Origin of the sequence: Pseudomonas sp. SIMBA_041 (genome assembly GCF_046535095.1) — a bacterium.
In the GTDB taxonomy this organism is placed as follows: domain Bacteria; phylum Pseudomonadota; class Gammaproteobacteria; order Pseudomonadales; family Pseudomonadaceae; genus Aquipseudomonas; species Aquipseudomonas mucoides.
Genome location: NZ_JAWRXJ010000779.1, coordinates 1 through 245, shown reverse-complemented (window position 1 = coordinate 245; position 245 = coordinate 1). Strand labels below are relative to the sequence as shown.

Genomic DNA, 245 nt, shown 5'->3' with positions numbered 1-245 from the left:
GAACCCCAGGCGCGCATCGTCAGCGTAGTTCCAGCCCAGTTTGGCCAGCACGTTGGTGGTGCGCACGTCCTGCGGGTTGGCCTCGGTGCGGGCCAGGCCGTCACCGCTGTGGCCACCGTAGGACTCGGTCTCGTGGCCATTACGCTGGCTCAGGTGCAGCAAGCCGTCGAAGTTGCCCTGGCGGCCGGCGACGGTGGCGGAGGTCAGCCAGCTTTCGTCGGCCGAGCTGTAACCGGTCTTGAGGC

Annotated in this window: 1 pseudogene; it reads right to left on the bottom strand. The window is 68.2% G+C overall.

Going from position 1 to position 245, the window contains the following annotated elements:
• Positions 1–245 (bottom strand): annotated as a pseudogene (locus SB725_RS33235) (hypothetical protein); the annotation flags it as partial.